This window comes from Wolbachia endosymbiont of Oedothorax gibbosus (assembly GCF_936270145.1).
Taxonomy (GTDB): Bacteria; Pseudomonadota; Alphaproteobacteria; order Rickettsiales; family Anaplasmataceae; genus Wolbachia.
Genome location: NZ_OW370537.1, coordinates 1,342,182 through 1,367,869 on the forward strand (window position 1 = coordinate 1,342,182; position 25,688 = coordinate 1,367,869).

The 25,688-nt window shown below is 35.2% G+C and carries 26 protein-coding genes, 3 tRNA genes and 3 pseudogenes; 15 read left to right on the top strand and 17 right to left on the bottom strand.

Annotation, left to right across the window (positions count from 1 at the left end; all coding sequences use genetic code 11):
* Positions 1–57: 57 nt before the first annotated feature.
* Positions 58–651: pseudogene (locus NBW37_RS06525) on the bottom strand (hypothetical protein); the annotation flags it as partial.
* Positions 652–823: 172 nt separating this feature from the next.
* Between NBW37_RS06525 and NBW37_RS06530 the strand changes: the two are divergent.
* From NBW37_RS06530 to NBW37_RS06540, 3 genes are all read left to right on the top strand, one after another.
* Complete coding sequence (locus NBW37_RS06530; protein WP_250296215.1) at positions 824–1,795, top strand: IS4 family transposase; 972 nt, start codon at positions 824–826, stop codon at positions 1,793–1,795.
* Positions 1,796–1,866: 71 nt separating this feature from the next.
* Entirely contained in the window at positions 1,867–2,739 is an 873-nt protein-coding gene (locus tag NBW37_RS06535) for an IS982 family transposase (protein ID WP_250295817.1), read from the top strand.
* Positions 2,740–2,768: 29 nt separating this feature from the next.
* Complete coding sequence (locus NBW37_RS06540) at positions 2,769–2,975, top strand: hypothetical protein (protein ID WP_250296216.1); 207 nt, start codon at positions 2,769–2,771, stop codon at positions 2,973–2,975.
* 85 nt (positions 2,976–3,060) lie between these two features.
* Here NBW37_RS06540 and NBW37_RS06545 read toward each other — a convergent pair whose 3' ends face one another.
* The 3 genes from NBW37_RS06545 to rsfS are packed head-to-tail and all read right to left on the bottom strand — an operon-like array spanning position 3,061 to position 5,299.
* Positions 3,061–3,618, bottom strand: coding sequence for a hypothetical protein (locus NBW37_RS06545; RefSeq protein ID WP_250296217.1), 558 nt, complete (start codon positions 3,616–3,618; stop codon positions 3,061–3,063).
* A gap of 45 nt (positions 3,619–3,663) precedes the next feature.
* Entirely contained in the window at positions 3,664–4,914 is a 1,251-nt protein-coding gene (tyrS, locus tag NBW37_RS06550; protein ID WP_250296218.1) for a tyrosine--tRNA ligase, read from the bottom strand.
* A 58-nt stretch (positions 4,915–4,972) separates the two neighbouring features.
* Positions 4,973–5,299 (bottom strand): ribosome silencing factor, encoded by a 327-nt coding sequence (gene rsfS / locus NBW37_RS06555; RefSeq protein ID WP_250297016.1) that lies wholly within the window; start codon positions 5,297–5,299, stop codon positions 4,973–4,975.
* A 172-nt stretch (positions 5,300–5,471) separates the two neighbouring features.
* On the opposite strand from rsfS, the gene NBW37_RS06560 reads away from it, so the two are divergent.
* From NBW37_RS06560 to NBW37_RS06570, 3 genes are read left to right on the top strand one after another with little or no spacing between them, the layout of a single operon-like run.
* Positions 5,472–6,089, top strand: a complete 618-nt coding sequence (locus NBW37_RS06560; protein ID WP_250296219.1) for an ATP-binding protein — start codon at positions 5,472–5,474, stop codon at positions 6,087–6,089.
* Positions 6,082–6,570 (top strand): RNA pyrophosphohydrolase, encoded by a 489-nt coding sequence (locus NBW37_RS06565; RefSeq protein ID WP_250296220.1) that lies wholly within the window; start codon positions 6,082–6,084, stop codon positions 6,568–6,570. The genes NBW37_RS06560 and NBW37_RS06565 overlap by 8 nt, the downstream gene beginning before the upstream one ends.
* Entirely contained in the window at positions 6,567–7,367 is an 801-nt protein-coding gene (locus tag NBW37_RS06570) for a TatD family hydrolase (protein WP_250296221.1), read from the top strand. Before NBW37_RS06565 ends, NBW37_RS06570 begins: the two co-directional genes overlap by 4 nt.
* A 247-nt stretch (positions 7,368–7,614) precedes the next feature.
* Here the strand turns inward: NBW37_RS06570 and NBW37_RS06575 are convergent.
* Positions 7,615–7,797 (bottom strand): annotated as a pseudogene (locus tag NBW37_RS06575) (transposase family protein); the annotation flags it as partial.
* Between the two features lie 90 nt (positions 7,798–7,887).
* On the opposite strand from NBW37_RS06575, the gene NBW37_RS06580 reads away from it, so the two are divergent.
* Positions 7,888–8,760: an IS982 family transposase gene (locus NBW37_RS06580; RefSeq protein ID WP_250295817.1), complete on the top strand. Its 873-nt coding sequence runs from the start codon at positions 7,888–7,890 to the stop codon at positions 8,758–8,760.
* Positions 8,761–8,774: 14 nt separating this feature from the next.
* Here NBW37_RS06580 and NBW37_RS06585 read toward each other — a convergent pair.
* The 4 genes and pseudogenes from NBW37_RS06585 to mnmE form a co-directional block, all read right to left on the bottom strand.
* A pseudogene (locus tag NBW37_RS06585) lies at positions 8,775–9,424 on the bottom strand (IS5 family transposase); the annotation flags it as partial.
* A gap of 519 nt (positions 9,425–9,943) precedes the next feature.
* Entirely contained in the window at positions 9,944–10,957 is a 1,014-nt protein-coding gene (locus tag NBW37_RS06590) for an NAD(P)/FAD-dependent oxidoreductase (RefSeq protein WP_250296222.1), read from the bottom strand.
* Between the two features lie 158 nt (positions 10,958–11,115).
* A tRNA-Ser gene (locus NBW37_RS06595) sits at positions 11,116–11,203 on the bottom strand.
* 47 nt (positions 11,204–11,250) lie between these two features.
* On the bottom strand, positions 11,251–12,777 hold the full coding sequence (gene mnmE / locus NBW37_RS06600; protein WP_250296223.1) for a tRNA uridine-5-carboxymethylaminomethyl(34) synthesis GTPase MnmE: 1,527 nt from the start codon (positions 12,775–12,777) through the stop codon (positions 11,251–11,253).
* A 191-nt stretch (positions 12,778–12,968) separates the two neighbouring features.
* On the opposite strand from mnmE, the gene nuoI reads away from it, so the two are divergent.
* The 4 genes from nuoI to infC all read left to right on the top strand — a co-directional run bounded on the left by nuoI (position 12,969) and on the right by infC (position 16,252).
* A complete protein-coding gene (gene nuoI, locus NBW37_RS06605) occupies positions 12,969–13,451 on the top strand; it encodes an NADH-quinone oxidoreductase subunit NuoI (RefSeq protein WP_250296225.1) in 483 nt (160 codons plus the stop codon).
* Between the two features lie 97 nt (positions 13,452–13,548).
* Complete coding sequence (locus NBW37_RS06610; protein WP_250296226.1) at positions 13,549–13,827, top strand: hypothetical protein; 279 nt, start codon at positions 13,549–13,551, stop codon at positions 13,825–13,827.
* Positions 13,820–15,721, top strand: a complete 1,902-nt coding sequence (thrS, locus tag NBW37_RS06615) for a threonine--tRNA ligase (protein WP_250296228.1) — start codon at positions 13,820–13,822, stop codon at positions 15,719–15,721. Before NBW37_RS06610 ends, thrS begins: the two co-directional genes overlap by 8 nt.
* Positions 15,722–15,733: 12 nt before the next feature.
* A complete protein-coding gene (infC, locus tag NBW37_RS06620) occupies positions 15,734–16,252 on the top strand; it encodes a translation initiation factor IF-3 (protein WP_250296229.1) in 519 nt (172 codons plus the stop codon).
* A gap of 28 nt (positions 16,253–16,280) precedes the next feature.
* On the opposite strand, the gene nuoF is transcribed toward infC, so the two are convergent.
* Positions 16,281–17,534 (bottom strand): NADH-quinone oxidoreductase subunit NuoF, encoded by a 1,254-nt coding sequence (nuoF, locus tag NBW37_RS06625; protein WP_250296230.1) that lies wholly within the window; start codon positions 17,532–17,534, stop codon positions 16,281–16,283.
* Between the two features lie 19 nt (positions 17,535–17,553).
* Positions 17,554–17,626 (bottom strand) — tRNA-Lys (locus NBW37_RS06630).
* Positions 17,627–17,737: 111 nt separating this feature from the next.
* Here NBW37_RS06630 and NBW37_RS06635 point away from each other — a divergent pair.
* The 4 genes from NBW37_RS06635 (at position 17,738) to NBW37_RS06650 (ending at position 20,411) form a co-directional block, all read left to right on the top strand.
* Positions 17,738–17,896 carry a hypothetical protein gene (locus NBW37_RS06635; protein WP_250296231.1) on the top strand — a complete coding sequence of 53 codons (159 nt, stop codon included), beginning with the start codon at positions 17,738–17,740 and terminating at the stop codon, positions 17,894–17,896.
* Positions 17,897–18,074: 178 nt separating this feature from the next.
* Positions 18,075–18,150, top strand: a tRNA-Ala gene (locus NBW37_RS06640).
* A gap of 217 nt (positions 18,151–18,367) precedes the next feature.
* Positions 18,368–19,912, top strand: coding sequence for a magnesium transporter (locus NBW37_RS06645; protein WP_250296232.1), 1,545 nt, complete (start codon positions 18,368–18,370; stop codon positions 19,910–19,912).
* Between the two features lie 46 nt (positions 19,913–19,958).
* Positions 19,959–20,411 (top strand): hypothetical protein, encoded by a 453-nt coding sequence (locus tag NBW37_RS06650; protein WP_250296233.1) that lies wholly within the window; start codon positions 19,959–19,961, stop codon positions 20,409–20,411.
* A 74-nt stretch (positions 20,412–20,485) separates the two neighbouring features.
* Here the strand turns inward: NBW37_RS06650 and ccmE are convergent, their stop codons facing one another.
* Genes ccmE through NBW37_RS06675 form a run of 6 tightly spaced genes read right to left on the bottom strand, consistent with a single transcriptional unit; the run spans position 20,486 to position 25,688 of the window.
* Positions 20,486–20,878: a cytochrome c maturation protein CcmE gene (gene ccmE / locus NBW37_RS06655; protein ID WP_250296234.1), complete on the bottom strand. Its 393-nt coding sequence runs from the start codon at positions 20,876–20,878 to the stop codon at positions 20,486–20,488.
* The gene (locus tag NBW37_RS07920; RefSeq protein ID WP_458695349.1) at positions 20,862–20,999 is read right to left on the bottom strand and encodes a CcmD-like small membrane protein; all 138 of its coding nucleotides are present in this window, start codon (positions 20,997–20,999) and stop codon (positions 20,862–20,864) included. The genes ccmE and NBW37_RS07920 overlap by 17 nt, the downstream gene beginning before the upstream one ends.
* Positions 20,996–21,727: a biotin--[acetyl-CoA-carboxylase] ligase gene (locus NBW37_RS06660; RefSeq protein ID WP_250296235.1), complete on the bottom strand. Its 732-nt coding sequence runs from the start codon at positions 21,725–21,727 to the stop codon at positions 20,996–20,998. The genes NBW37_RS07920 and NBW37_RS06660 overlap by 4 nt, the downstream gene beginning before the upstream one ends.
* Positions 21,728–21,753: 26 nt before the next feature.
* Positions 21,754–22,821 carry a hypothetical protein gene (locus NBW37_RS06665; protein ID WP_250296237.1) on the bottom strand — a complete coding sequence of 356 codons (1,068 nt, stop codon included), beginning with the start codon at positions 22,819–22,821 and terminating at the stop codon, positions 21,754–21,756.
* Between the two features lie 48 nt (positions 22,822–22,869).
* A complete protein-coding gene (locus NBW37_RS06670) occupies positions 22,870–24,249 on the bottom strand; it encodes an NADH-quinone oxidoreductase subunit N (protein WP_250296238.1) in 1,380 nt (459 codons plus the stop codon).
* Entirely contained in the window at positions 24,246–25,688 is a 1,443-nt protein-coding gene (locus NBW37_RS06675) for a complex I subunit 4 family protein (protein WP_250296241.1), read from the bottom strand. Before NBW37_RS06675 ends, NBW37_RS06670 begins: the two co-directional genes overlap by 4 nt.

Consider the following 25,688-nt stretch of genomic DNA (forward strand, 5'->3'; position numbering starts at 1 on the left):
CCGGAGTTTACCCTATTTCCCTATCTTTTTCACTGACTTCTAATCCGCAACTGGGGTTTCTAGGTGGAGCCTATGCATCACAAGCACAATTACTCCTTTTTTTCTATCGTTGAGCCTCGTTACCAAAGTCTGATCGAACCAGTTTGTGGCACGTTTTCTAAATGTTTCACTCAAAGCTTGAGCAGGGTTAAGCGGATCATCCACGATGATGAAATCTCCACCTTCGCCGGTTAATGTTCCTCCAACTGATGTTGCGATTCTGTATCCTCTCTGTACTGTTTGGAATTTGTATTTGGTATTCTGGTCTTTGGATAATTTTACCTCTGGAAATAGCTCTTTATACCAATTGGATTGCATTATGCACCTCGTATCGAGCGAATGTTTTTCGCTAAGCAACTTAGAATAACTTGCAACTATTATTCTTGCAGATGGCTGATTTCCCAGTATCCATGCGGGCCACGCGACACTTACGCATATGGATTTCATTGAACGCGGAGGCATATTGAATATTATGCGCCTTACTTCGCCAACGCTCGCTGTTTCCAGCCTGTCTGCTATAACTTTTATGTACCGATAATCATTATACTCACACCCCGGTACCACTGTTTGAAAGCATAACTCAATGAATTTGAGAAAGTTTATTTTGTTCATGATATAATGTTGAAAGATGTCATCCAAGTAGCTTGACTACTTAGATCTATAGCTAAAGTGGCTCTACAATTTGAAAAGCAACAAATTCGTCATTCCGCTGCTTGTTAGCGCCGCGGCGCATAAGTGTTGAAAGTAACACAAAAAAGACATAAAGAACTATTATTGCAAGAAAATGGAGGCAATAATGGATCAAATAGAAAGAGTACTAAATTTAATAAAAGATGAGGATTTAGAAAGGCTAGGAAAATTAAGTGAAGTAGATAAATGTAATACTAAATTGTTGGGCAAGATTATATTTAAAGGTCTAATGAAGTTAATATTAATGGGGCAAAAAACAAGCCTAAGAGCGCTAGAAATGGTAATAAACAGGTGTATAATGGATAAGAATAGCGATAAAAGTACAGTAACATACAGTGGTTTGTCAAAAAGGTTAAAAGTTATAAATCCAGAATATTTTAAGGGAGTATATATTGATTTGATGAGCAAGATTAAAAAGCTATTACCCCAAAAAACATCAAATAACTTACATAAGTTTGATTCGACGATCATAAATTTATCGGGATATCTCATAAAAGATGGGCTGAAAATAGGCGGTAAAAGTAACGATAGTCAAGTTAAAGTGAGTGTAGGATTAAAGGATCAATTGCCGACAAGTATAAGATTTTGTAAAGGACAAGAAGAAAGTAGTGAAGATATAGCATTAGTGAGAGCAATTAATGAAGCTAAAGTTGAAAAAGAGGATATTTTATTATTTGATAGAGGAATCAGAAAAGTTGGAACTTTTGCCGAATTTGATGAAAAGGAGTACAAATTTATCACAAGAGTTAAAGTAGGAAGAAAACATGATGTTATAAGCAGGAACAAAGTTATAGGAGAACAAAAATCGGATGGATCAGAGATTTTAGAAGATATAATAGTTAATCTTTATCGTGCACGAGGTAAAGTGGCAGAAAAGCATGATCTACGGCTAATAAAAATCAGAAATAAAATTGGAGATGAAATATGGTTTTTGACAAACTTGTTTGAAATGCCAGCTTATGAAGTAACAGAGCTATATAGGCGCAGATGGGATATAGAAGTGTTCTTTAAATTTATAAAGCAAAATCTTGGATATAAGCACTTTTTAACCCCAGTTGCGGATTAGAAGTCAGTGAAAAAGATAGGGAAATAGGGTAAACTCCGGAAACATATTATCAAAAAGTAGAGAGGTTACCCATGAATAAAAATGTAACAGAATTATTTTGCTTTGTAGACGATTTTTGCAAGGCTATAAACAAAAATTTCGCAGAAAAACTCCTGCCAAACAGTAAAAAACCTACCAGAACGCCAGAGATTACGCATTCTGAAATTCTTACTATAATTTTACTTTATCAACAATCTAGATGTGAGGACTTTAAATCTTTCTATACATATTATTTGAAAGCACTATATGGATCTGAGTTTCAAAATTTGCCAACATATAGTAGATTTATTAGGCTAAAACCGAGGGTTTTATGGTATTTAGCATTACTTTTGCAATGGCTATGTGAGCAGTCGAAAATGACAGGGATTTCGTACATAGATGCAACATCTATCGCTGTTTGCCATCCAAAAAGAATCTCAAGAAACAAAGTTTTCAAAGGATTGGCAAAGCTTGGAAAGACTACATATGGCTGGTTTTTTGGTTTTAAATTGCATATGGTAATTAATGAAAAAGGTGAAATTCAAGGAGTTACACTTACTAAAGGTAACGTTGACGACAGAAAACCAGTACCAAAATTAACTGAAAAACTGACTGGTCTTTTGTTTGGTGATAAGGGCTATATAAAGAAAGAGCTCTTTGCAAAACTCTTCGATAGAGGACTAAAACTCGTTACCAAAGTAAAAAAAGGTATGAAAAACACATTAATGCTACTTGAAGAAAAGATTTTTTTAAGAAAAAGGTCGATTATTGAAACAGTTTTTGGCTACCTAAAAGACAGACTTGAGCTTGAGCATTCAAGGCACAGGTCTCCAATAAATTTCTTGGTGCACGTCTTTTCCACATTAGTTTCATATTCCATGAAGCCTAAAAAGCCCTGTATTTCTAGATTTTACTATATTGATTAATCCGCAACTGGGGTTTTTTAAGCCATACTATGAATGGCATGAAGGTGTATATTTACATGATTATTATTACGGCTTTGTTATTTCTTGTTTATAAAATCAAAAATAATCTACATGGGTTCAAAATAGCATTACTGCAATTCACATTGGATCTAAATGACTCTTTTATACGTTCGATTGTTTTACTGTCGGGAGGTAATTTACATGCCGTCAATCACCTTATATCACGCCATTTTTGATACTTTCAACACTTATGCGCCGCGGCGGTATGACGTAAGAAAACCTTTCTTGGGTTAGCTATATATAATAGAATTTCGCTTTCTACTACTTTTCCAGTTGTTTTATACATAATTCTCGAATTTTGAAAATTTGCTCCATGTTATACGGTACGGTATGGTTGGGTAACCAGTTCTCAATAAATTGTTTATGCTTTTCTACTTTGTAGTTTCCAAGATGTTCGGGCTCAATTTTCTCTTCCTCTGTTAGTTCTAGTGAGGCACTATTTCCTGGAAAAGTTATGTCAATAATTCGATTTTCATAACGAAGGTAGCAGTGCATTTCCGGAATTTGCAACAAGTTATACTCATTTAGAACTGCAGAGATTTTTGGAGTGTTTACTTTACTCATCATAAAAACTGCTATGTGTAACGTCATAGCAACTTCGCACTCAAAACTTAACTCATATATAAGTGCATGCTTTGTGCTGCATGTACCACATTTCTCACTAATTACCGATAAATAATCTGTACGATTGTTATTACGTCCGTAAGGCAGTTTATGTACATATTTTAATGCTTCACGAAATGTAGTAATACCCAGAGTTAAAAAGAGATTTGATATAGGCTTATGATTAGATAAATATATTTGATTTAAGTCATTCATATCTAATTTCTCACTTGTATAAAATTTGTTTTCTTACTTCGAGACCTAATCTACCACGACTTTTACATGGCGTTTCTTTCCTGCAGATAATTTTATAAACGACTGACCTTTAAAGCTCTCAGAATTTATTATGTAGTTAACATTGTTTATAATATTATCATTAACTTTGCACCCATTGCCCTGTATTAAACGCTTTGCAGCGCCTTTTGAAGGTTCAAAACCGGTGTCATGCAGTAGGTCTACTAAAAATATGCCACTTGCAACTTGTTCTTTTTTTATAATGTGATCAGGAAGTAGTGAGCTATCTTCATTCTCAAAAGCAGAGACTGCAGCAGATAGTGCAAGTTCTGCTTCTTTGTCACCGTGACATATTTTTGTCACTTCTGTTGCCAAAACTTTTTTTGCTTCATTTATTTCTTGATCTTTTAAGGATTCTAACTTTTTGATCTCATCAATTGACAAATCAGTGAACAATCTCAAGAAACGTCCGACGTCTTGATCATCAACATTGCGAAAATATTGCCAATAATCGTAAGGTTTTAGCATATCGCCATCGAGCCATATCGCTCCACTTTCAGTTTTGCCCATTTTTTTTCCTTGTGCATTTAATAAAAGAGGCGTAGTAAGGCCAAACAGCTCAGGCAAGTTTAATTTTTTTCCAAGTTCAATCCCATTTACTATATTTCCCCACTGGTCTGATCCCCCTATCTGCAAACGACAGTCATACTTTTTGTTTAATTCAGTAAAATCGTAAGCCTGCAATAACATGTAATTAAATTCTAAGAAGCTTAAGGTTTGCTCTCTATCTAGCCTAGTTTTCACACTATCAAAACTTAGCATGCGATTTACCGAAAAATGCGCTCCTATGTCACGCAAAAAATCTATGTATTTTATGTTATCTAGCCAATCTGCATTATTTACTATAACTGCATCAGTCTTTCCATCATCAAAAGATATCATTTTCTCCAATGTTTTCTTTATACTAGATATATTTTGGCTAATATCCTTGATAGATAAGACGCTCCTTGCTTTATCCTTACCGGATGGGTCACCAATTTTTGTTGTGCCACCTCCAAGTAAGACTATCGGCTTGTAACCAAATTTTTGCAGGTGACGGAGCATCATAATTTGAATTAAACTACCAATATGAAGACTTGGTGCTGTGCAATCAAACCCAATGTATGCGACTATATAATTGCTCTGCAATAATAACTGATCTAGTCCTTCAATGTTTGTACATTGGTATAGGTACCCTTTTTCTTGGATAAAATTTAAAAATTCAGATGCGTGTTTCATGGCTTACTTCTGTCAATTGCAGCGATTTTAACCTATAAATCTTACAAATAAAAGAAAGTTAATTCCACAATTCTTCTATTTTATAATACTCTCTTACTTCTGGCCTGAATATGTGAACCATTATGCCTTGAAAACTTAAAACCACCCAATTACCTTCATCCATACCCTCCACATCTATTTTATCATGTGGCTTGAGGCTTTTTATTACGTGCTCAGCTAAAGCTTTAACGTGACGGCTTGAATCACCAGATGCAATAATCATATATTTTGCAATAACGGTTTTGTTCTGCACATCAAAAGTAACTATATCGTGACCTTTATTTTGATCTATTATATCTACAATCGTGCTTTTTATTGATTCTGTATCACTGGATACATTAGTCATCATCTTAAATTATTCAATTTGCTTATAATTATACACTCAAAATCTCTAAATATGAACTATTTTCAACCGTTAAAAAGGTATTACCTGCATCTATTTTATCATCATGTTTTTAGCATGTACAATGTGTATACTTTTATGTATAATTGAAAATAGCTTTCTACTAGTATTTATTATGGGCAAGACTCTCATCTACTTAATCGGCTTTCCAGGTAGTGGTAAATTTACTACTGCAAAAGAACTTTGTAAAATCATTGACGGAGTGATAGTAAGCAATAATCTATTCAATAGTATTATATTTGATATTGTTAAATTACAGAATGCTGAAGTTCCAGATGATCTGTGGGAAAAGATTTTTGCAGTCAGAGAAAATATGCTAGCAATACTGGAAAAACACTATATAAAATCAAAACATTATATATTTACAAATGAATTGATAGAGGGTGATTCCTATGACCAAAGATTATACAACTCAGTGGTAAATTTAAGTAAAAAAATGGATATGGAAATTCTTCCTGTAGTGTTACACTGTAATAACGAAGAATTAGCAAGGCGTATTCACTCAGAGGAGAGATGCTGGAAAAATAAAATTATTGATTCGGATTTTGCCATGAAAAAAATTGAAGGGAAAAGGCTATTTATACCGGAAGGTACACTTGAAATTGGTAACTCAAACTTGAGTGCAAAGGAAGTTGCAAAGAAAATTGTTGAAGAGATGAAGAAAGAAAAAAATGGAAAATTAATTAAGGCTTCTGTAACAAATCATTTAAAAACAGAGCGTACTCGTGGTTGAGCAGAAAGATAAGTATCGTTCTTGTGTTGGCATAATGCTATTTAACAAACAAGGGCATGTCTTCATTGGAAAACGCTTTGATAGCGACTCTTACTGGCAGATGCCACAAGGAGGTGTTGATGATGGTGAGGAACTGGAACAAGCAGCGTTACGTGAGCTGCTAGAGGAAATTGGTACTGACAAAGTAAAGATTGTAGCTAAAAATAAGGAGTGGATATACTACAACTTGCCTGAAGAAGTTATACCAATATGCTGGAATGGAAAATATTCTGGCCAAAAACAAAGGTGGTTCTTAATGAAATTTTATGGAGAGGATAAGGATATTGATATTAATTATACTGATCATCCAGAGTTCAAAGAGTGGCATTGGCAAAGTATAGATGATTTAGTAGCCAATGCTATATCATTTAAAAAAGAAGTTTATAAGACAGTGATAGAAGAGTTTTCTTCTATCATAAAAGCCTCAACAATAAGCTTATGATAGTAGATTCTCATTGCCACTTGATTTATTTTTCCGATGATGAAATACCAAAAGTAATTTCAAGGGCAGAGCAAAATGGTGTAAAGATTTTGCATAACATATGCATAAGCGTTAATGATATTCCTAAATTACTAAAAATTTCTTCATCTTATGATCAAGTCTACTCCTCTGTTGGTGTACATCCACTTGATGCTGCCATAGAAAACGGTGAGTGTATACATGTTGATGAATTAGTTGAATTTACCAAAAATCAAAAGGTAATTAGCATCGGCGAAACCGGGTTAGATTTTTATAAATCTGATAATAAAGACAATCAGAAAAAAAGTTTTGCATCGCACATAGAGGCAGCAAGAATGACTGGACTACCTTTAGTTATTCACACAAGAAGCTCTGATAATGAGATGATCGATATGTTAAGGTCAGAGATGAAAGCCGGTGCTTTTAGTGGAGTGATGCACTGTTTTGCTTCTTCTAAAGAGCTTGCTTATCAATCTATAGATTTAGGATTATACATTTCATTTTCTGGGATCATTACCTTTAAAAATGCGAGCTTACTCAGAGGAATTGTACAAGATGTACCACGCGAGCGTGTTTTGGTTGAGACTGATGCTCCATATCTATCGCCTGAGCCTTATAGAGGAAAAAAAAATGAACCGGCAATGGTAAAATACGTTGTTGATTGTTTGGCAGAATTATGGAATGAGTCACCAGAACAAGTAGCGGAGGTAACCACAAGCAACTTTTTTAGGCTGTTTACGAAACTTAAGGTATCCGTTCAGCCAATGGCGTCAACTTAAGAACACATTTTAGACTTCTTTGTTGAAATAAAACAGCAACAAAAGTGCTGTTTATTGCACTCTTTGGATAATTTAATGATAAAAAATTTAGAGATAAATTTTATACACAATCACTGATATTTTCCCTTAAGTTGACGCCATTGGCTGAACGGATACCTCTTGGGCTCTTTTAGCTATAAATGTTAAGAAGTTTACCAAACGAAAAAAAAGGCAAAAGAAACCCTAGTCATTAGACTTCTTTCAAAATTCATGAAAGGAGCTCTCTATTGTGAATAGAGGCAATCAAATTAAATCTTAAGCCAAAACGTTTTCGTCGATTTCTATATCTGTCAGAAATGATTTTAAACCTTTTCAATAAGCCGATTACGTTTTCAACTACCACTCTTCGTATAGAGAGAGATCTATTTTCTGCTTTTTTCTCCTTTGATAAAACCCCAGTTGCGGATTAGAAGTCAGTGAAAAAGATAGGGAAATAGGGTAAACTCCGGAAACATATTATCAAAAAGTAGAGAGGTTACCCATGAATAAAAATGTAACAGAATTATTTTGCTTTGTAGACGATTTTTGCAAGGCTATAAACAAAAATTTCGCAGAAAAACTCCTGCCAAACAGTAAAAAACCTACCAGAACGCCAGAGATTACGCATTCTGAAATTCTTACTATAATTTTACTTTATCAACAATCTAGATGTGAGGACTTTAAATCTTTCTATACATATTATTTGAAAGCACTATATGGATCTGAGTTTCAAAATTTGCCAACATATAGTAGATTTATTAGGCTAAAACCGAGGGTTTTATGGTATTTAGCATTACTTTTGCAATGGCTATGTGAGCAGTCGAAAATGACAGGGATTTCGTACATAGATGCAACATCTATCGCTGTTTGCCATCCAAAAAGAATCTCAAGAAACAAAGTTTTCAAAGGATTGGCAAAGCTTGGAAAGACTACATATGGCTGGTTTTTTGGTTTTAAATTGCATATGGTAATTAATGAAAAAGGTGAAATTCAAGGAGTTACACTTACTAAAGGTAACGTTGACGACAGAAAACCAGTACCAAAATTAACTGAAAAACTGACTGGTCTTTTGTTTGGTGATAAGGGCTATATAAAGAAAGAGCTCTTTGCAAAACTCTTCGATAGAGGACTAAAACTCGTTACCAAAGTAAAAAAAGGTATGAAAAACACATTAATGCTACTTGAAGAAAAGATTTTTTTAAGAAAAAGGTCGATTATTGAAACAGTTTTTGGCTACCTAAAAGACAGACTTGAGCTTGAGCATTCAAGGCACAGGTCTCCAATAAATTTCTTGGTGCACGTCTTTTCCACATTAGTTTCATATTCCATGAAGCCTAAAAAGCCCTGTATTTCTAGATTTTACTATATTGATTAATCCGCAACTGGGGTTGATAAAGGATTCTTTTTTGATCTTCTATGTGGTAATTCAACATTTTTATGTATCTTTTGCATTCCTCTGTAACCAGAATCAGCTAGGATCTTAGTTTGCGGTAATATTGCTATCTTTGATTCTCTAAACATCCGAAAATCATGTTTTCTACCATTGGAGAAAGATGTACATACGACCTTTTTACTCTTCTTCTCTGTTACTATTTGTGTTTTTATAGTATGCCTTTTTTTCTTTCCAGAGTAAAAGCGCTTTTGCTTTTTTTTGGCCTTTCTACTGCTGTTTCAGTTCCATCTATTACCAAAACTTCGTATTCTACATTACTATTTAATAGATCTTTTTTTCCTGGTAATGCAAAATCTGGATGTTTTATTAATGTGTCTTCTACCCACCTTATTATTTTAAAACAGTTGCTTTCACTCATGCCATAACTTTGTCCTATATGAAAATATGTACGATATTCTCTCATATATTCCAGTGCCATAAGTAATCTATCTTCTATACAAAGTTTGCTTTTTCTTCCACTTCTAGCTTTTTTCCTTTTATCCTCCTCATCTAGAATTTCTACCATTCTCTTAAATGTTGATTTTTTTACCCCCGTTAAACGTCGAAACTTTTCTCCTTCTAACTTTTCTATTTCCTTATATTTCATGCTTCCAAATACTTGATCTTACTCTCTCTCCCTCAATTTTGAAAGAAGTCTATTGTCTATTTTCAGTATTGGCGTTTTTTAAGTCTTAAACACTGCAATTTAGCTGCTTTTAAATGCAACTCACCTTAGTTTAAATGTTTAAGAAATTTACTAAGCAGAAAAAAAAGGCAAAGAAAACCCGTGGTAGCTAGTTATTACACTCTCTATTTTAAAATTTGACGTTGGGTGATGTCTTGAACGCTTTATAAGCGCGTTTCAGCTTGTATAGGTAGAAACCTAAAGTTTTTATAAAGACATGAGGTGCACATAGTGCAAAAAATTAAACAATAGTACGCCAAATACAAGTTTTCTTGTCATTTTAATCTGCTGCAGAGATTGCGAAGTTAAATAAAATAGCTTCAGTTTCATGATAAGGGGGCTGGCGGAGTTTGTCAAGTAAGTTTTTTGTTTCTACTTGGGTAACATCTTTGTGTTTTAGGCAACTGCCTTCGAAAACAGATGCCCCGGGTTATTCTAGATTTACTCACTTTCTTTCCCGTGAATTCCCTTTGAAGTTGAATATTGAAAATTGACTGGAGAGTTGTGGATTACTTTGTATATGTCATAACAAGCCATGGCGCTCTCGGCGAAACCATTTAGTATCAACTTGAGTTTGCCTGAATAAGTAGCTATATCTCCGATTGCATATATTCTATCTCTACTGGTTTTTAAGGTAGTCGGATCAACAGCTATGCGGCTATGTTCTAACTGTATACCCCAATTGTTTATTGGACCAAGATTCATTGACAATCCAAAAAATGGCAGCAAAAAATCAGCAGATATTTCTTTTTCTTCTTTAGAGGCAATGTTTTTTACTATCACTGCGCTCAACTGCCCATTACTTCCTGCTAGTTCGTGTAATTGATATGGCACTACCAGTTCTATTTTTCCATCATTTTCAAGTGATTCTAACTTATTTCTAGTTTCAGGAGTGCAGCGAAATTCCTTTCTCCTATGTATCACATAAATTTTCTTTGCAACTTTAGAAAGTTCTACAGTCCAATCAGCCGCAGAATCACCCCCCCCTGCAATGACTATAGTTTTATCCTGAAAATCAGAAATTTTATTTACACTGTAAAATACAGATTTATTTTCATATTCTAATATACCACTTAAGGGTGGACGATTAGGCTCAAACATTCCGTTACCTGCAGCAATGATAACGGCTTTGCATTTTACCTCTGTGCCTGCGCTGGTTGTAATAGTAAAGCTTTGATCAAAGTTGTGCAAAATCTTTTCCACTTTTTGACTTAAATGGTAAATAGGCTTAAATGGCGAAGCTTGCTCCATTAGCTGCTCAATTAATTTTTGGGCAGTAATGAAAGGATAACCAGGTATATCATATATTGGCTTTTCTGGGTAAAGAGCTGTGCATTGTCCTCCTGCTTGATCCAAAACATCTATTATATGACATCTCATATCAAGCATCCCCGCTTGAAAAGCAGTGAATATTCCAATAGGCCCTGCACCTATTATTACTATATCGGTTTCCATATTCAGATGGTGATCTATTTATAGATATTAGCTTTCTTTGCTAACAAGGTCAATTTACAAAGGGATGTATTTTAAAAGATGTAGCTAATTAGATAAGATTTCCAGCATTATGAACCACATAAAGCTCTAAAAATCAGCTAATATCGCGGGATGCTGTGCGGACGGAATGGGATTCGAACCCATGGTACGCTCATCACGTACGTCAGTTTTCAAGACTGGTGCCTTAAACCGCTCGGCCATCCGTCCATTTCTTTTTTATCACAACATTTGATTTTAAGCAATCTATAAAAGCTTTACTTGCCCACGCAAAAGTTGCTAAACACACTACTCAATATTTCCTCAACATCAATAATTCCAATCACCGCACCAAGTTCAAATGCAGCAAGCCTCAAATCTTCAGATATCAACTCAATTGGATTATCGATATTAAAACGTTGTAAATGTTCCAGTGCTTTCTGCATGTGATTCCTATGTCTTTGCCGAGTAATCACAGGAGTGTCTCTATCATGCCCAAATTTTTCCTCTGCTTTCTCTTTTATGAGGGAGATCAACTTGTTTGTACCTATTCCCTTTAAAATAGAAATAGGTAGAAAATCTATGCCATTAACTTTTATATTGTGATCATTGATAACATCGTCAGCTTTGCTCAATACATAAATGGTGTCATTTTGGTCTGATGTTATGCAAACTGGAATCCAGCTATGAACATTGTTTTCAGCACATGTTTCTAGAATCCATTGTCTATTGCATAATTTGCAAGTATTTTTATATCTGGATCCCAGTGTCAAGCACTGGGATGACACCGTTTGTTGATTACAATATTTGCATAGTTGTGTGTCAAGCACTGGTACTACAGATGGTATATTGCCTGTGGCTTGATAATTGACATCGTGTCGTTGTTCAAAAGGAAACAGTTCTATTCTTAAATCAGCTTCAAAAGACCTCTTTTTCGCTCGACTTATACCTTCTGATTCTATTGGATCTGAACTTTCACGAATTCCAGCAGTATCAGAGAGAATGATTGGGTATCCGCCAATGTCAATATGAGCTTCAAGTATATCTCTTGTTGTGCCTGCATATTCAGAAACAATAGCAATATCACGCTTGGCTAAGAAATTAAACAGAGTTGATTTACCAACATTTGGTTTACCAGTTATTACAACATGTAAACCCTCACGCAACCTTTCACCCCGTCTATTATCATTTAAATGCTCTTGTATCAACCGCACGAGAGATTGCACTTCATTATTAATTTTTTCCAATTCATTTTTTTCTGTCAAAACATCCTCTGGAAAGTCTATATATGCTTCGATTTTGGATTGTATCGTTATTAATCTTTGCCTCCAATTGCTGTATAGTCTTTCCAATTCTCCTGATATCTGCTTAATCGCTTGTTTAGCTTGCATTTTCGTCTCAGCATCAATTAAGTCTGCAATCCCTTCTATTTGCGTTAAGTCAAATTTACCATTTAGAAAAGCCCTAAGTGAGAATTCTCCAGGCTTGGCCATAACGAAAACTTTTGATAATTCCTCCAAGATGATTTTTATAACTGCCTTGCTTCCATGCACTTGTAACTCTATAACGTCCTCGCCAGTGAAACTGTTTGGAGCAGGGAAATAGATGATTATTCCATTATCTATCAATTGATTGGAATCATCATACAGATCAACTAAAGTAGCAAATCTTGGTTTAATTTCTTTCTTAATATGAAAATGATTTAAAGCTTTAAGCGCGTAGTTGCCTGAAATTCTGATTACTGCAACTCCTGACTTACCAAATACGGTCGACAAAGCGAAAATAGTTTCATTTGTGTTTGTCATTATTTATATAAACTACTTAGCAATTTAAAATACCTAATCTAAAAAATTTTTACTTATATTACTTATTCATATTAATGCAGTATTAGTAAATATATTGTATAGAAAAACTACAAAAGTCATCCAGATGAAAATATTTATTTTGAAAACTGACAATATACATTATAGTTATAAATGCAGGTTTTAGACATTTTATGCTCAAGAAATTAGCTTGGTATTGGTCCTTTATAGAATTAATCAAAGGGTTTGCTATTACATTGAAATATATGTTCAAACCAAAGGTTACGCTTAAGTATCCTATGGAGAAGGGCCCTTTAAGTCCAAGGTTTCGTGGTGAGCATGCGTTGCGTAGGTATCCAAACGGTGAAGAACGATGCATAGCTTGTAAATTATGCGAAGTTATCTGCCCTGCTCAAGCAATAGTTATTGAAGCAGAGGAAAGAGAAGACGGTAGTCGCCGCACCACGCGCTATGATATTGACATGACAAAATGTATATACTGCGGGCTTTGCCAAGAGGCATGTCCAGTTGATGCAATTGTGGAGGGTCCTAACTTTGAATTTGCTACTGAAACAAGAGAGGAGCTAATGTACAATAAAGAAAAGTTATTGCGTAATGGTGAAATTTGGGAGGACGCAATTGCACTCAGGTTAAAAAAGAATAGGCCTTATTATTAATGTTCAACCCTGTTATCCATTATGATTTAGAGGCAGTGCCCACTAGGATCCAAGTAGCTGATACACAACTGTACGAACATTTGTTTGCGAGAGCAGTATGTTAAATATTATGGCATGTTTTGCCTCAAACACAAAGGTGTCATCCCAGTGCTTGACACTAGGATCCAGTAAAATTGATTGTGAACAAGCACACTATACAACATTTTCAATGAAATTACAAAAAAGCTGGATTCCAGTGTCAAGCACTGGAATGACACCATTTGCTGTCTTCGAAAATGAATGCTCGTATGGCTATGTGCGTGACACTGGGATGACACCGTTGGAAGAAGCAAACCGCCTTCAAGCTACATGTCCGTATAGGTCTATTTATGATTAAAATTACCTTTTCAACCGAACAAGAAGTGAAAGAATATGATGGTAGAGTCACTGGTTTTGATATATTACAACCTGATGCTTTGAAAGAAGCAATTGCCTTTAAGGTAAATGGTGAGCTATATGATCTCTCACGTGAAATTGAAGCTGATGCAGAGATAGAGGTAATACAGATCAGTGACGACGTGGGTTTGGATATAATAAGGCATGATGCTGCTCATATAATGGCGCAGGCAGTGAAAGAGTTATTTCCTAATACTCAGATTACTATCGGTCCAACAATTCAGGACGGTTTCTACTACGACTTCGCTACAGATCGTGCCTTTACCACGGACGATCTTGCTGCAATAGAAAAGAAAATGAAGGAAATTATAAAAAGTAACCACAGATTCGCCCGAGAAGTTTGGACTCGCAAGCAGGCAATTGATTTCTTTAGTGGTATAGGCGAAAAATACAAGGTTGAAATTATTTCCTCCATACCAGAAAGTGAAAACCTAACTGTTTACAGGCAAGGCGATTTTGTAGACCTGTGTCGTGGTCCACACTCACCATCAACTGGCAGAGTTAAAGCGTTTAAACTTATGAAAGTAGCGGGTGCATACTGGCGTGGTGACTCTAAGGGTCCAATGTTACAGCGAATATATGGCACCGCATGGAGAAATAAGGATGAATTAAACGCTTACCTTGAGTGTCTCAAAGAAGCAGAAAAACGTGATCACCGCAAAATTGCTAAGGATATGGACTTGTTCCATATTCAAGAGGAAGCTGTGGGACAAGTTTTTTGGCATGAACAAGGATATACTCTATATAATGTTCTTGAGTCTTATATAAGAAAGAAATTGATAAATAATGGCTATTTTGAAGTAAAAACTCCTATTTTGGTAAGTAAAGAACTGTGGGAAAAGTCGGGACATTGGGATAAATTTCGTGAAAATATGTTCATCGTTGATGAATCTGAAAGCAAAAAGCTAGCAATAAAACCTATGAATTGTCCTTGTCATGTGCAGATTTTTAATTCTCACACGAGAAGCTATCGTGATCTACCAATACGTATGGCAGAGTTTGGTACATGCCATAGAAATGAAAGCTCAGGCTCATTGCACGGACTGATGCGAGTGCGTGGTTTTACGCAAGACGATGCACACATTTTTTGTATGGAAGAACAAGTAAATTCTGAAACTGTAAAGTTTTGTGACCTTTTAAAAGAAGTATATTCAGAGCTTGGATTCAATGAAATTTCTGTGAAATTTTCAGACCGTCCAGATATTAGAGCCGGTAATGATGAAGTGTGGGATAGAGCTGAAAAAGCGCTGCTTGAGGCAGTTAAAGAAGCAGGAATCAGCTATGAACTGAGTCCTGGTGAAGGTGCATTTTATGGTCCAAAGTTAGAGTTCGTTTTGAAAGACGCAATAGGCAGAAGTTGGCAATGTGGAACATTACAAGTTGATTTCATTTTACCAGAGCGGCTTGGAGCTTTTTACATAGGAGCAGATGGACAAAAGCATCATCCTGTTATGTTGCACAGAGCAATTCTTGGGGCTTTTGAACGTTTTATCGGAATCTTGATAGAGCATTACGCAGGAAAATTTCCACTTTGGCTTGCTCCAACACAGCTTACTATTCTGACCATTACAAATGAGGCTGACGGTTACGCCACAGAAATCAGCAATGTTTTAAAAGAACAAGGTGTGAGAGTCAAGACTGATTTGACCAATGAAAAAATTAGTTATAAGATACGTTTGCATAGTTCAAACAAGGTTCCTATATTGTGGATTATAGGCAAAAATGAAGTTACAAGTAAAACTGTGTCAGTGAGAAATTTAGGATCGGAAAGACAGGAGTCTTTTTCTTTGGAAAAGGCTACTGAATCGCTGTTAAAAAGTATTAATTTGAATTAAGGGAGTTAAAGTTTGCAAGTTAAAAAGAACAATAAAAATAAAATTAATGAATTCATCACAGCTAAGGAGGTACGCTTAGTTGATCACAATGGTGAAATGGTCGGAATTGTGCCAATAGAACAAGCTTTGGCATCTGCTCAGAATGTTGGTTTAGATTTGGTAGAAATTGCGCCTGACTCAACCCCTCCAGTGTGTAAAATTCTGGACTATAGTAAACAAAAATATGATATAAAAAAGAAGGCAAGTGAAGCAAAAAAGAAACAAAAAGCATTAACTATAAAAGAAATTAAACTGGGTCCTAATATTGGTGATCACGACTACGAAACAAAATTGCGTCAAATAAGGGATTTTCTTGTGCATGGACATAAAATTAAAGTTACAATGAGATTTAGAGGGAGAGAGCTTATAAATACTGATGTTGGACTGGAAAAATTAGAACGGCTAATTAGAGACACTGAAGATATTGCAAAGGTAGAATTGGCACCTAAAAGAGAAGGGAATCAATATTTTTTAACTCTGGTTGCTAAGTAGCAAAATGGCTTAAGAAGTATAAGTAGAGTTAAATTATTACCCTCTCCTCGATTACATGACGAAAATGTCTTATTAATCCTTGAATCGGCCAAGCTGCAGCATCGCCAAGCGCGCAAATTGTATGTCCTTCTATTTGAGTCGTAAGGTCAAGCAGTTTATCTATTTCATCAGGCTTAATATCTCCTGCCACCATCCTCTTCATAATCCTCCACATCCATCCAGTACCTTCACGACATGGTGTGCATTGCCCACAGGATTCATGCATATAAAAGTGTGATAACCTCTCTATTGCAGCTATTATATCAGTTGATTTATCCATCACTATTACAGCAGCAGTACCAAGCCCTGATTGTGCAGCTCTTAATGAATCAAAATCCATTTCAATAGTATCGCATATAGATTTTGGAATTAATGGCACTGAAGACCCACCAGGTATTACAGCAAGTAAATTATCCCAACCTCCTTGCACTCCACCTGCGTATTTTTCAATCAATTCACGTAGTGGAATTCCGAGCTCTTCTTCAACATTACACGGGTTGTTTACGTGCCCTGAAATACAAAAGACCTTGGTACCAGTATTATTTGGTTTACCAAGAGATGCAAACCATTCTCCTCCGCGATTTAGAATATCTGGAACCATGGCTATAGTTTCAACGTTGTTTATTGTGGTTGGGCAGCCAAAAAGTCCAACACCTGCAGGAAATGGAGGTTTCATGCGAGGAAAGCCCTTTTTTCCTTCAATTGATTCGAGTTGAGCTGTTTCTTCTCCACATATGTAAGCTCCTGCACCCCTATGGATAAACACATCAAGATCATAACCTGATTTGCAAGCATTTTTTCCAATTAAACCTTCTTTATAGGCTTCCTCAAGTGCTTTTTTTAGAACTAAATATTCATTATAAAATTCACCCCTGATATAAATATACGCAACTGATGCGCTGATCGCTCTGCTGGCCAGGAGAATTCCCTCAATTAACTTATGTGGCTCATATCGCAATATATCTCTATCTTTACATGTACCAGGTTCTGACTCATCTGCATTGACTACTAAATATGCTTTTGGGAGATTTTTGGGCATAAAGCTCCACTTAAGGCCGGTGGAAAATCCTGCACCCCCTCGACCTCTCAAACCAGATTTCTTTACTTCATCAATGATTTTTTCTGATCCTAAATCCAGTAATTCCTTTGTTTTTTGCCAGCTACCACGTTTTTTTGCACCCTCAAGTAGTGGAGTTTCTTTACCATTTAGGTTGGTGAATATTTTGTCTTGTTCTTTTAGCATGTTTTTCAAAATTTGTGAGTGATCCCGACGCGATTCGAACGCGTGACCCACTGATTAAAAGTCAGTTGCTCTACCGGCTGAGCTACGGGATCATTTCATTTTTCAGCTATACTAAACAGTAATACAGTTTTTATCCGTTTTAATCAAACTAAAATTTTCATGTGTGAATTATATAATATACTGCGTTAGCAGTTAAAAAATCTATGGATAATTTAAAAAAATTTTTAAAGGAAAACTTCTTGTTAATTTTCGGTTCACAGATTTATTTGGATGGTGTGAAATATAACGCTAAGGAGACAAGAAAAATAGAAAACTGTATATGCCCTGCAGAATTTGTGCACTATTATAATGCTTCGCAATAGCCTATAGCTAACACGTCATACCGCGATTTATTCGCGGTATCTCTAGATCCCGCTAACAAGCAGCGGGATGACGAATTTTTGTTTTTCAAATTCTCGGTAAATCTAAGTCACTTTAGCTATCACAGATAAATATTTCTTGCATTTCAGCCTGAGTGATTTATGCTTTAAGAGAATATTTGGGGGCATAGCTCAGCTGGTAGAGCATCTGTTTTGCACGCAGAAGGCCAGCGGTTCGATCCCGCTTGCCTCCACCAGTCTATATTAGCTTTAGTACGCTACAAAACCTGTCAAAATAGCTTATTTTAATCTATGAGGGTTTTATACTAGTTCTCTAAAAAATCCCTATTTCTTTTCGTAACTTCTCTCTACACAAGTAATGTTTGTTATTATAGTTCTAGTATATACCAACTTAACAATAAATTAATCAATAAATGTTAGAATAACTATAATTAAATTTATTAGGTAAGACTCATGAATGGAAAAAAACATGTTTTTAAGATGGTGCCTGGAAAAAAATTGCTCAACGCAACCAAATTGAAAATATTGGATCAGGTGGACAACAATGAGATGCCTGAAGATCAAGTGGATAGCAAAGGGCTAACTTGGAATAAGCTTGCTAAAGTTGGGTTCATACCACTGGATGATGAAAGTGATATAGCACTAGATTTACCTATAAAATTTTGTGATTCTACGGGGAATGAAAGACTTGTTCACTGTGTAGAGGAAGGTAAAAAAGATTTGGCAGCAAAAAATTATTATTGTGATAATAATCAAGATCTATTAACAAATTGTAGGATTTATAATTGGAAAGGTTCTAGAAATATTGAACTAGATTATGTAAATAATCCGCATTCCTTTGCATATATCAATGACCAACTAATGAAGTTATCAGTGACCAAGCAGGCTATAGAAACTTTTTCTTCTATAAAAGTCAATCGAATTTTCCTTGATATACAACCAGTAGAATATCAATATGTAACACGGGAAGAGTCAGATACCGATAAATATTATTTCTCAGATGATCAAGGAAATATTATCGATTCACTTGACAATGAGGCACTTCAATATATTAAATTGCACAGCAGGGAACAAACAATAAAGGATATAATATCATCTAATATACCAGAAGACATAACACTATCAAACACGTTTACCAAAGTTCTTGTTGAAGGCCTAACAAATAAGCAACTAAAGACTCTTGCCAATACTCTTAATAATGAGCAACTACAGGTCCTAGCAGAAAACTTAACAGATAACCAATTTCGAGCTTTAGTGGATCATCTAACCAATCACCAATTACAAACCCTCGCTCAGGAACTGAATCCAGAAAAGTTACAAATAATTGTTCCTATTTTAAATGATGCTCAGCTTAAAGCTCTAGTTAGAGACTTAAATCCAGAGCAAGTAAAAGAAATTTTACCTCACTTAAAAGTGGATCAGTTCAAAGCACTTATCAATAATATAGATGATCATCAGCTTGTAGAGCTAGCAAAAGATTTAGATGAGCACCATTTAACTATTCTTTCCAAGGAATTGTGGCATGAGCGACTTCCAATCCTAGTACACAATTTAGAAGAAGATACATTACATAATTTAGTTAAGAAACTAGACCACGAGAAACTTGCAATAGTAGCTCGAGATTTAACTGATCCTAATAAGATTCAGATGATTATTAAGTCTTTAGCTGACAACCCAGAAAAACTTCAAGCCTTTGCTCGCAATATGTCTAATGAGCAGTTTAAAGAACTTTTGGATAACGTAGGCGCAGAAGAGCTTAAAGACATCATTCACAAACTGCCTTATGAGAAAGTGACAGCTGTGATTGGTGATCTCAGCAATCAAGATCAGTCTAAAGCTATTATTGATGCATTAAAAGGGGAACTTGAAGAGCAGAGTAAACAGAACAAGGAAATGATTGAGATGCTCAAGCAAATCAAGGACGATATGCCAGAAATCGGACAGGCTCCAGACTTCACAATAGTAGACATTAATAATGACTCACTGTTATTTGTATAGTAGTGATTTATAAAGATAGGTAGTTTTTTTATAGGAGGTAACTATTATGAATAAAAATATAAAATTATATTCTAGTGAAGAAGTTGAATCAAATAATGCATTGCAACTTCAGAAACCGGCGTTTGATAAACCAAATTTTGCAATACCAGAAATAAAGAAGATTACTACTAAAAGCGCACCGGATGGGATTGATATAACCAAGGTCATGAAAGAAGAAGAGATTAATGCTATACCGGTAATCACGGTAAGCGTTAAGAATCTTAAAAATTTTTATGATGGTCTGATGAAAAGTATTAATAAATATAACGGCGATATAAGTGAGGCGATTACAAATGGCGTAGTAACACCACTGTCATTAACTATAGAAAACATAGGCGCAAAGACAAGCGAGATAGACGCTAAACTTAAAGATCTTCAGACTAGACTTGATGATATACCAGAGATTGGAGAAGCTCCTCCATTACTCCATATTACTGGTGAAGAGAACGGATTGCTTTAATAAAAAAGGTAATAGCCTGATATCAGGCTGTTACTCTCTCTACATATCGTTTCAATACAGCTGAATTAGGGAATCTATTTTAAAACTTTCGGCATATAGTTCTCATCATGTTTTGCAAACACCGTATCTGCAAGAAAAGTACTATTATCAAACATTTTACCTTGCACAACAATACCACTTTTTTCTGAAAACATCGGTGGAAGTATCCCTTGATATTTCACTATAACGCTCTTATTAAAATCTGTCATTTGAAAAACTACTTCGTTTTCGCTCCGTATCACGCTATTTTCAACAACCATTCCACCAACACGGATTGGCTTTTGATTATTTGGTAAAACTATTGCCTCACTTACTGTATAGAAAAATGAGATATTTTCTTTGAGCGTTGTTAAAATAAAAAAGACTATGCAGCTTAAAAAGCAGAAAATTCCTGAAGTTATAAGTAATCGCTTATGTTTCTTCTTCATTATGACTTTTAAGGCTTTCTAAGGTTTTTTTACTTTTAGTATAGCAAGAAATGGTAAAAATCAGTTCTCCGGTAATCAACGTAAAACTAATAAGGTAAGCAAAAATTACATATGTATTCATAATGCATTATCAATAAATAACTCACCTGCATCAAAATAAATTAAGCTTCCATCCTTTTGCTGCAACACCAATTTACCACTTTTATCTATATCAGCAAAAATTCCCTCATACAATTTGTCAGCTAACTTTACACTGATTTGCTCATTCATTTTGAATGCTTTTTTTAACCACATTTCTCTTATAGCATAAAACCCATCAAATAGCCATTGCTTTCTTAGCTTATTAAAATTTATTATTAATTCCTTTAACAGATCCATGTTAGACACAGACTCACCGTAATTGTTAATGCACGTTGTTCCTGGAAGTGGTGCATGATTGACATTAATTCCAATTCCTATAATGATCCAATTCGAATTGGATCTTTTTTCAAGCAATATTCCACTTATTTTCTTGCCATCGATTAGAATGTCATTTGGCCATTTATGTTGAACGTTACTGTCACTTATAAATGATAGTAACGTGTTGCCAACAGCAAGAGCAGTAACAAAAGTCAATTCTGTCAATTTGCTGACATCCGTTTCTTGGTTAATTATCAAACTCGCATAGAAATTACCTTCTGGAGAAACCCAACTTTTTCTAGTGCGTCCCCTACCTTCTGTTTGTTTATCAGCAATAATGACAGTTTCATTAGATATCCCTCTCTCAATTAAATCCAATGCTTCTTTATTAGTGCTTGAAACTTCTTTGTAATGATGAATACGAAAGCCCTCAAATATTTCAGGGATCATTTTCTTAATTGTATCAAAAAACTCTCTTATTCAGAAAAACTGTTGCCACGGCTAGCAGAACTTGATAATACAGATGATTGCATACTGCTATATGGAGCCCTATTTTCATTTACGTCATAGGGCATTGCTTCAGGACCACTTTCCACACCTTCAATTATTGAGGGTAAAGGTGGTGCATATTGGTAAGCTAGTGATGGTGTAATTGAATCATCCCAATTAGTACCCCAAGAAGTATAACTATCTGTCATACTAGCTTGTGTTTCTCTCCACTTCGATTTTACCTCACTTAAACTCATCGGTAATATCACATTCAGATTTGGAAGTGATTTGGATCTACGTAAATTATTCTGTCTTGTTTTTTGAAATTCCTCAAATGCAGCCTTAAATTTCAAGAGCGAATTCGAATCATCTAATATAGCTCTAAGCGCTAGGGAAAGTTGCTGTGAAGTTAGAGATTGCTCTGGCAGATTCGGTGGAAGTGACATATGTTCTTGACAATTTTTGATGGAATTACTACCATCTCCCAAATTGTTGTGCGCACCCATGATTATCGATGGCAAGCTAGGAAATGATTCAAATTGATTCATGCTATTCAGAGGCGAGGTAGTTTCTGGATATGATGGCAACGATTCCTCTGTTTGGTTAGCTTGCTGATCAGCACCATTAACCATAACGTTTTCAGGTTGCGGTGTTTCTGTTTCTTTCACTGGATCATCAACTGATGGTTGTTGTGGAATAGGAATAACCGACTTTTCAGGCTCTTGCGAGAGCAACGGTGGCGTAGGAGTAGGTGCATCTTTTTCTTGTACTAGACTTTGTCCTTTTTCTTCATTTTTACTTCCTGGTTCGCTACTAACCTTATTAGATTTACCCTTACTGCGTATGGCGGAAATAGTAAATGCTGCTAATGTAATTACTGAAGCTAATGCAGCAACTACAGAAATGGCAAAAATTGCCAGAGGAGCTGTAGAAATTACAATACCAAATTTAATTGCTAAAGCAACATAAGGAAAATATAAAACAGCTACAGCGCTAAATCCACCTAGCAAGAGAGCGGCAATTGAAAATTTCAAAACAGTTTTTCTTTTACTCATTTTTCACCACAAAATATTAATTAATCACTAATTATAAACACTAAGTTGTTAATTTGTCAATGAATTAATCAATGAGTAAAGATCTTCTACATACAAGAAAAGAACGAGGTTGATCAGTGAAGCCACTGAAGTGATAATGAATAGACCCTTAGAATAAGCAACCTTATTACCACTAGCTTTATCAAAATACATAACTTTCATGATATTTAAATAATAGTAGCATGATATCACACTCGCTATTACAAGGATCAAAGACAGGCTGATAAAGCCAGAATTTATTAAACTTTTGAATATAAAAAATTTAGCGATAAAACCTGCAAGTGGAGGTATTCCCGACATCGAGAGTAACAGCACAGAAAGATGAAATGCTACAATTGGGCGTTTCTTCCCTATACCAGATAAATTTGCAATATCACAATCGTCATCGTCAATTTGTACAAGATATGAGAATAGCCCTATGCTTGTGATGATATATATCACCAGATACATTAAGGCACTATCTGTTCCTGCTTGTGTAAAAAGAGAAAGTGAAGCAAATATAAAACCAATGTGACCAATTGAACTGTAAGCAAGCAGCCTTTTTAAGTTTTGCTGACGCAAGGCCCCAAAAGCTGAGATAAGCACAGACAATGCTGAAACGTATAAGAAAATAGGCTGAACATAACTTTTTACATTTACTAACTCTTCATTCATCAATCGGATTAAAAATGTTACAAGTGCAGCTTTTGGAGCTGTAGAAAAAAACGCAGTTACTATGGTAGGTGCACCTTGATAGACATCTGGAGCCCACATATGAAAAGGAGCAATAGCAAGCTTGAAACACAAACCAATTAAGACAAAGACTAACCCAAAAACTATTCCATAAGTTATCTGATGGTTTTGCAAGAATTCAGAGAAATTGACTTGTCCTGTATATCCATAAAGCAGCGACATTCCATATAGCATAATGCAGGAAGATAGTGCACTAAGTGTAAAATATTTCACTCCTGCTTCACATGAATAAGCTGAATCTTTATTAAAGCTCGCAAGAACATACAAAGATATACTCATCAACTCAAAAGCTAAATAGAAAGAGATTAAACTATTTGCTGAAACCAAAGTTATCATGCCAAACAGCGCAAAAAGAATCAGTATTGAAAATTCATATTTATAGTCATATTTTGATAAATTCAGCAGCAAAAGTATTAAAATTCCTGTGCTGAGAATTAACCCTTGGGCTGACCTGATGTATAAGTTGAGTTTTAACAACGAATTAAAGAGAAAAATTTCATTGTTTTCTACCGAAAGAATTAAAATAATCAAAGTTACTGCTGTGCAGCCAAGTGCTAATAAGTTGATAGTTCGGCGGTTAAATATAATCCCAAGCAGCAGCAACACTAACGAGGAGATAATAGAGAACGTTTCCGGCAATATCTGTATATAATTCATAGCGCATTATATTTGACTAACAAGCTTGCCATACATGGCTTCAAATAATTCAGTGCAAGGGTTGGGTAGAATCCAAGCAAAATAACAAACACTGCAAGCAGAATTAAGACAGAAAATTCTATGCTATCCAAGCGGTTGTTTAATAATTTAGAATAGCTAATCCCCCATATTATTTGCTTACATAAATTCAGCATATAAACTGCGCTTAAAATAGTGCCAAGTGCGATAAATCCTGTAAAAAACCCTATGCTCTTAAACATTCCAATCATAGCCAAAAACTCACCTGCGAACCCAGATGTTCCAGGTAGCCCTATTGAAGCCATTGAAAATAAAATGAACATAAAACCAAATTTTGGCATTGTGTTTACTATGCCAAAATACTTTGCAATCTCCAAAGTTCCAGTTCGAGTATATAGCATTCCAACACATAAAAATAAAGCAGCAGAGATAAGGCCATGACTGATCATTTGAAATATGCTACCCAGTACTCCTTCCTCACAAAATGAAAAGAGGCCAGCAGTAACGATCCCCATATGTGCTATTGAAGAATAAGCTATTAACTTCTTTATATCATCTTGAGCAAACGCAACTAGCGAAGCATATATCACCGCAATAATGCTCAGCACAACAACGAAATTTGAAAAATACAAACTTGCCTGAGGAAGCATTGGAATAGAAAACCTTAAAAATCCATATCCCCCCATTTTAATAAGCAAGCCAGCTAAAATCACAGATCCAGAAGTTGGTGATTGCACATGTGCATCAGGAAGCCAAGTGTGAAATGGAAACATTGGAACTTTTATTGCAAAGGAAATAAAAAATGCAATCCACAGCAATGACTGCACTTCAAGATCAAGGCTTGGCACTAATGTGGCTAATTTTTGTATATTAAACGTCCCAAAAATGCTATAGATGTATACTAACCCAAGTAGAAATAATAATGAGCCAGTTAATGTATAAAGAAACAACTTAAACGTCGCATATATCCTTTGCTTTCCTCCCCAAATGCCAATAATAAAGAACATTGGTATTAAAACAGCTTCAAAAAACACATAGAAGCTTATAGCATCCAGTGAAACGAAAAAACCGACTACAAAACTCTCAAGAAGCAAAAATAGCGCCATATACGATTTGAGGTTTGTATAACTCATTTTGCAGTTATAGAGTATACAAATTACAAACAAGAAAGTTGTCAGCAGAAGGAAAAGCAGCGATATACCATCCACCCCTATTCCTACATTCTTGATTGGATAGCTGACAAACTGAAAGTCTGCATTGTTATAATCAAATCCTATACAAGCTACAATGCTAAGCAAAAATGGAAGTATAGCAAAAAATAGGGCAAGGAATCTTAGGTGTATAGATTGATGGTTAATCCTGATCGAGGATAAAATTAACGCTCCTATCAGTGGAAGCAAGAATATACTAAGTAACAACAC